At 70.8% G+C, this 6,148-nt stretch carries 8 protein-coding genes; 1 reads left to right on the forward strand and 7 read right to left on the reverse strand.

Annotated elements, in window-relative coordinates; all coding sequences use genetic code 11:
* Positions 1–265 precede the first annotated feature (265 nt).
* From ABD378_RS31525 to ABD378_RS31545, 5 genes are all read right to left on the reverse strand, one after another.
* On the reverse strand, positions 266–532 hold the full coding sequence (locus tag ABD378_RS31525) for a DUF4235 domain-containing protein (RefSeq protein ID WP_344526418.1): 267 nt from the start codon (positions 530–532) through the stop codon (positions 266–268).
* Entirely contained in the window at positions 529–966 is a 438-nt protein-coding gene (locus tag ABD378_RS31530; RefSeq protein ID WP_344526420.1) for a DUF3618 domain-containing protein, read from the reverse strand. The genes ABD378_RS31525 and ABD378_RS31530 overlap by 4 nt, the downstream gene beginning before the upstream one ends.
* Positions 963–1,403 (reverse strand): phage holin family protein, encoded by a 441-nt coding sequence (locus ABD378_RS31535; protein ID WP_386543046.1) that lies wholly within the window; start codon positions 1,401–1,403, stop codon positions 963–965. Before ABD378_RS31535 ends, ABD378_RS31530 begins: the two co-directional genes overlap by 4 nt.
* A gap of 89 nt (positions 1,404–1,492) precedes the next feature.
* Positions 1,493–2,479, reverse strand: a complete 987-nt coding sequence (locus ABD378_RS31540; protein ID WP_344526422.1) for a YihY/virulence factor BrkB family protein — start codon at positions 2,477–2,479, stop codon at positions 1,493–1,495.
* A gap of 281 nt (positions 2,480–2,760) precedes the next feature.
* Entirely contained in the window at positions 2,761–2,934 is a 174-nt protein-coding gene (locus ABD378_RS31545) for a hypothetical protein (RefSeq protein ID WP_344526424.1), read from the reverse strand.
* Positions 2,935–3,241: 307 nt separating this feature from the next.
* Between ABD378_RS31545 and ABD378_RS31550 the strand changes: the two genes are divergently transcribed.
* Positions 3,242–4,063 carry an SDR family oxidoreductase gene (locus tag ABD378_RS31550; RefSeq protein ID WP_344526426.1) on the forward strand — a complete coding sequence of 274 codons (822 nt, stop codon included), beginning with the start codon at positions 3,242–3,244 and terminating at the stop codon, positions 4,061–4,063.
* Positions 4,064–4,111: 48 nt separating this feature from the next.
* On the opposite strand, the gene ABD378_RS31555 is transcribed toward ABD378_RS31550, so the two are convergent.
* Together ABD378_RS31555 and ABD378_RS31560 are read right to left on the reverse strand one after the other, a co-directional pair.
* Positions 4,112–5,617: an SDR family NAD(P)-dependent oxidoreductase gene (locus ABD378_RS31555; RefSeq protein ID WP_344526428.1), complete on the reverse strand. Its 1,506-nt coding sequence runs from the start codon at positions 5,615–5,617 to the stop codon at positions 4,112–4,114.
* Between the two features lie 70 nt (positions 5,618–5,687).
* A partial coding sequence (locus ABD378_RS31560; protein ID WP_344526430.1) for a WS/DGAT domain-containing protein occupies positions 5,688–6,148 on the reverse strand: 461 nt, incomplete at its 5' end.

Here is a 6,148-nt window from a genome sequence, read left to right on the forward strand (position 1 = left end):
GCCACGAGCAGCAGCAGGGCCACCGCGGCGCCTCTCAGCCGGCGGGGCCGCTTCAGCCGTGCACGGGGCGCGAGCGCGAGCATCATGCGCATGTCAGTCATGACATCCGATGATTCAAGCGCCCCACGAGGGTGTCAATGCATTGCCCGCAGCGGGGACTTGGACATTTGCGCTGCCTCACGAAGACCCATCGGATGAATTCCGGGTCATCCGTCAGCCGTCGTCCGTCAGCCGTCGTCCGGTCAGCTGGTCAGCCGTCAACCGGTCAGCCCGGCCAGGCACCCGTCAGCCGACGGGTGGCGACAGCGCCGCCGCGGTCGACGGCCGCCTTGACCACCGCGAAGATCGCGCCCTGCAGCGTGGCCGCCAGCAGGATCTCGCGCCAGCCGCGGTCCTCATCGGTGGCGTCGGGCGCGTCCTCGTCATGGCTGACCACTTTCCACGCCTGTTTGAACAGCCCGCCCGCGGCCACACCGGCGAGCGCGCCGAGCGCCATCCCGACCGGCTTGTACGCGATCTTCGAGGCCTTCACACCTCGCTCCCCTGCTTCCGCTTGCGCCGCACCAGTACGTAGGCGACCACCAGCGTCGCGCCACCCGCGAGGAACGCGGTACGGCGGTTGCGGACCTGCTCCGGCGCCTTGTCCTGCCACACATCCGTGGCCTGTCCGGCCGCGGCCTTCACCTGCCCGGTGGCAGCGGCCGCCTTGCCCTTGACCTGGTCGGGCACCTTGTCCTGCAGCACGTGGGCGGCCTCGGTGGCCTTGGCCACCGCCTGCTCGCTCAGCTCCGCGGCCTTCGTCGCCGTCTGGCCCTTGATCGCGACCGCCTTCTCCTGCGCGCGGGCCTTGACGTCCGTCTTGGCCACCAGCGCCTCGACCGTCTCTCCCAGGTCGTGGCGGGTCCGCTCGACCTTCGCGCGCAGTTCCCCGGGTCCCGCGGTCTGCTTGTCGTGGGGCTGGTTCATCGCTGTGCACTCTCCTTGATCTCTGCGACATCGGCCTTCACGCCGCCGATGGCCTGCTCGGGGATCGGCGGGGAGGCCCGGCCGACTTCCTTCTTTCCGGTCAGTGCCAGTACCGCGGCGATCAGACCGAGAACGGCGGTGACGATCAGCCCCGCCGCCCACACCGGAAGCGGCACCGCGAGCGCCGCGATCGCGGTGGCGACGAGAGCCTGCAGGGTGAGGAAGCCGACGAGACCGGCTCCGCCGAACAACCCGCTGCCCTTGCCGTAGCGCCTGGTCTTCTCCTTCATCTCGGCCTGCGCCAGACGCATCTCGCCGCGCACCAGCTCCGTCAGCTGCTGCGAGGCGCGCTGCACAAGATCGCCCACCGGCTCGCTGCCCGAGGCGGTGTGTCCGCCGCTGCCACGGCCTGTGGTGTGCGGAGCTGTCTGGGCCATCGTCATCAACCTCCTGTCTGTTCCGCGGCCGAGTACCCCGATCCCCGGGGTCGGCACATGGCCGATGGCCGCGATCGTGCCGGGCGGTGTCACTCCTCCACGCGCCGCCGGTCCTGCTCGTCCCACGCGCGGGTGTCGCGGGGCGGTACGTAGGGCTCCTCCTCAGCGGGAAGACCGCCGGCGATGGCACGCTGACGCGACAGTTCCGCGTCGAATTCAAGGCCGAGCAGGATCGCGATGTTGCTGATCCACAGCCACACGAGAAAAATGATCACTCCGGCCAGCGCGCCGTAGGTCTTGTTGTAGGAACTGAAGTTCCCTACGTAGAAGGCGAATCCGGCCGAGGCGATCAGCCAGATCACCAGGGCGAGCACACTGCCGGGGGTGATCCACTTGAATCCGCGGCCCTTCACGTTCGGTGTCGCCCAGAACAGCAGCGCGATCATGAAGGTCACAAGGACGACAAGCACCGGCCACTTCGCGATCGACCACGCGGTCAGCGCGGCGTCGCCGACGCCGAGGGCCGAACCCACCGTGCGGGCGAGGCCGCCCGTGAACACCACGATGAGGGCGCTGACGACCGCCAGCGTCAGCAGCACGACCGTCACGCCCACCCGGACCGGCAGCACCTTCCACACGGGCCGCCCCTCGGGCATGTCGTAGACGGCGTTGGCGGTGCGGATGAACGCCCCGACGTACCCGGAGGACGCCCACACCGCAAGGACGATGCCGACCACCGCCATCAGGGAGCCGACACCGCCCTGCCCCTGCAGTTGCCGCACGGCGTCGCTGATGATGTCCCGCGCCGAACCAGGTGCGAGCTCCTTGAGGTTCTCGAGGAGCCGGTCGATGGCCGACTTCCCGACGACACCGAGGAGGGAGACCAGCACCAGGAGCGTCGGAAACAGCGAAAGCACGCCGTAGTAGGTCAGCGCCGCGGCCCGGTCGGCCAGCTCGTCGTCCCGGAACTCCCGGACCACTCCGGTGAGCACCGCCCGCCAGGACCGCTTCGGCAGTTGCGTCGGTTCGTCCGGCGCGCGGTCAGCGCCGCGCTCGGCATCCGATGTCCCGTTCATACTCCCCGGAGTAACCCGCAACCGCCCGGCCATGCGCGACCGGCCCCGGCCTCCTGCCGCAGGGTCACGGCTCACCCTGCGCACGACGGCGCAGCTCCGTGCGGGCCGCCGCGGACTTCCACTCCCGTTGTATGCGTACGAGGTCATCGGGGATGGGGTGGCCCATACCCTTGCCTCGATCATGTGTTCGATTTTCGAGGCAAACTCGCGGCGACACCGGCACCGGAAACGCCGCGTGCCCCCGGCCGGGGTCGGCGGGGGGCACGCGGCGAAGCGGCGGGTCAGTCGATACCGGGGAGGATGTGCGGCTCCGCGAGGTCGTCCTCGTAGCCGGCAAGACGGATCGGGGCCGCTTTCGCCCACGAGTCCAGATTGCTCAGCTTGCGTGGTCTGCCGGCCCGCTCGCTGCTGCGTTCCGCCGGTCGCTTTTCCTGCTTCGTCAGATCTGGTGTCACCGCGCACTCCTTTGTGTCGCGTAACGGAAGGACAAGGGCTGCTCGGTCGCGGTGGCGCCGTTGTTCAGGCGGGATCGCGGCCATGGTGGCGAGCCTGTCCCGGGGCGGCTAAGGGGTGCTTGTGGATCCCCTAGAGACCGTCCGTTCGCCTCACATTAACCAAATGAGCGCGCCCGCGCTCTATGGGGTCCGCCGAAGGAGTGGATTTCGGACAGTTGGTGACGGTGTGGGGGTGGCCTGCGGGCCGGGAACTCCCCAACGAGTCGGCCCCATGGGCCTTTCCGGACCTCCATGGGACCGTACGGGGATGACTTCTGCCCAGGCACAGGAGGGCGCGGTGGCCCTGGTGACCGGAGCCTCACGAGGGATCGGGCTCGCCGTGGCGCGGGCCCTCGCGGATTCCGGCCACCGCCTTGTCATCACCGCCCGCGACCAGGCCGCCCTGGAGACCGCCGTGGCCGAGCTTCGCGCGCAGGGCGCGGAGGCTGTCGGATGTCCGGGCGGCGTGGCCGATTCCGGTCGGGCGGAGGCGAGCGTGGCGCTCGCGGTCCGGGAGTTCGGGCGGCTCGACGTACTGGTGAACAACGCGGCGACGAACGCCCCTTACGGCCCGCTGATGGACGTCGACCTCACCCGGTGGCGCGCCGCCTTCACCGTGAACGTCGAGGCCGCGCTGCGCCTGACGCAGCTCGCCTGGCGGGCCTGGATGGGCGAGCACGGCGGCGCGGTGGTGAACATCTGCACCGAGGGCGCGTCCCATGTGGGGCCGAACGTGGGCGCGTACGGCACCAGCAAGGCGGCGCTCCTGCACCTGACCGCCCAGCTCGCGGGCGAACTCGCGCCTCTGGTGCGGGTCAACTCCGTGTCCCCCGGCCTCATCCGCACCGAGATGGCCCGCTTCGTGTGGGACGGCGCCGAGGAGCAGCTCGCCGCGAGCCTGCCGCTCGGCCGCATCGGCGAGCCTGAGGACGTGGCGCGGGCCGTGGCATGGCTGGTCTCGGACGCGGCCGAATGGGTGACGGGCGCGGATGTCCTTGTGGACGGCGGGACGAGGGTGCGGGCGGCCGCGGGCACAACCTCCTCGTACGCCGTGCACGAGCGGCTGCGGGCGACGACGGGCGAGGCCTGACGCGCCGGCCCGGCGAACAGGTCGAGGGCGCCCTCGAACAGTCGCGCGCTACCACTTACCGGGTGCGTAGTCCTTCAGGAAGACGCCGAACAGGTCCTCGCCCGCCTCGCCCCGCACTACCGGGTCGTAGACCCGCGCCGCGCCGTCGATCAGGTCGAGCGGGGCGTGGAAGCCCTCGTCGGCCAGGCGCAGCTTGTCGTAGTGCGGGCGCTCGTCGGTGATCCAGCCGGTGTCGATCGAGGTCATGAGGATGCCGTCGGTCTGGAACATCTCCTGGGCGCTGGTCCGCGTCACCATGTTCATCGCGGCCTTCGCGGCGTTCGTGTTCGGGTGGCCCGCGCCCTTGTACCCGCGGCCGAAGACGCCCTCCATCGCCGAGACGTTGACGACGTAGGAGCGGCCGCTCGACGCCTTCCTCGCGGCGTCGGCCATCGCCGGACGCAGCGCGCTGATCAGGATGAACGGCGAGGTGTAGTTGCACAGCTGGGTCTCGAGGAGCTCCACCGGGGAGATCTGCTCGATGGTCTGCACCCACGTATTGCTGTCGACGACGTCCGGGACAAGGCCGCCCGCGTCGATGGCGGTGCCGTCGAGGTGCCGGGCGACGCTGGCGTTGCCCGCGACGAGGGCGAGGTCGGCGACCTGCTGCGCGTCCAGGCCGCTGGTGCCGACGGGCAGCGCGGCCAGGCCGTCCACCGCTCCGGAGTTGAAGGCGCCGATGACGGAGTGTGCGGGCAGCTCCCCCGCCGGCAGCGGCGCGCCCTCGCCGTTGACCAGGGCGGCGTACGCGGAGGGCAGGCGGCGCACGGTCTGCGTCGCGTTGTTGATCAGGATGTCGAGCGGCCCCGCCGCGGCGACCTGCTCGGCGAGCGCGACGGACTGGGCCGGGTCGCGCAGGTCGATGCCGACGACCTCCAGACGGTGCAGCCAGTCCGCGGAGTCGTCCATCGCCTTGAAGCGGCGGATGGCGTCCTTGGGGAACCGCGTCGTGATGGTGGTGTGGGCGCCGTCACGCAGGAGGCGCAGCGCGATGTACATGCCGATCTTGGCGCGGCCGCCGGTGAGCAGCGCGCGCTTGCCGGTGAGGTCGGTGCGGGCGTCGCGCTTGGACCGGTTCAGACGGGCGCAGTCCGCACACAGCTGGTGGTAGAAGTAGTCGACTTCCACGTACCGGGTCTTGCAGGTGTAGCAGGAGCGCGGGCGCTGGAGTATCCCCGCGATCCGGCCCTCCTCGGTCTGCGAGGAGGGCAGCAGACCCTCGGTCTCGTCGTCGATGCGCTCGGCGGATCCGGTGGCGGTGGCCTCGGTGACAGCCTTGTCGTGCGCGGTCTTGGAGGCCCTGCGCTCCTGACGGCGGCGCTGCTTCACGGTGCGGTAGATCCCGGCCGTGGCACGGCGCACCGCGATCGCGTCGGGGTGGTCGACGTCCAGCTTGTCCAGCTCGTCGAGCACGCTGAGGCAGGTGGCGAGACGGTCGGGGTCGATGCCGGGGCCGAAATCGACGGCCTCTTCGGTCGAACCGGCAGCCCCCGGGCTGTCCTCTGTCACCGTCATCGCCGCTGCCCTCGCGTCACTCTGGCCGCGGCTCGTCTGGGTGACCGCGGAAGCTCCAAAGAAGAGAACTTTACGTAGCGAAGGACCCCTCTACCAAACGCGGACGGTTTACGCACGCTTCGACGAGCCCCGCGAGCTCCTCCCGCACGCTGCGCGCGAGAACATCCAGATCGGGCACGGCGACCGCGTCCGCGACCAGACCGAAGTGCACCCGGCCCCGGAACGTCGACACCGCGACGGCGAGCGCCTGCCCCTGGGCGAGCGGCGCGAAGGGGTAGACGGCGGCGAGCGGGCAGCCGCCGAGTTTCAGGCCCAGGCTGGGCAGCGGGACGCTGGTTACCAGGATGTCGAAGAGCAGCCGGGCGGCCTGCGCGACGACGGGACCGCCGATGCGGTGGCCGAGCGGCGGCACGTGATCGGCGAGCAGCGCTACCGCGCCCGCGCCGCGGTTCGGGCCCGCGTCCTTGTTGCGGTCCATGGCGGCCCGCACCGTCCGCAGCCGCGTGACCGGGTCCGGCTCGCCGACGGGCA

This window comes from Streptomyces rectiviolaceus (genome assembly GCF_039533825.1).
Lineage (GTDB): Bacteria > Actinomycetota > Actinomycetes > Streptomycetales > Streptomycetaceae > Streptomyces > Streptomyces rectiviolaceus.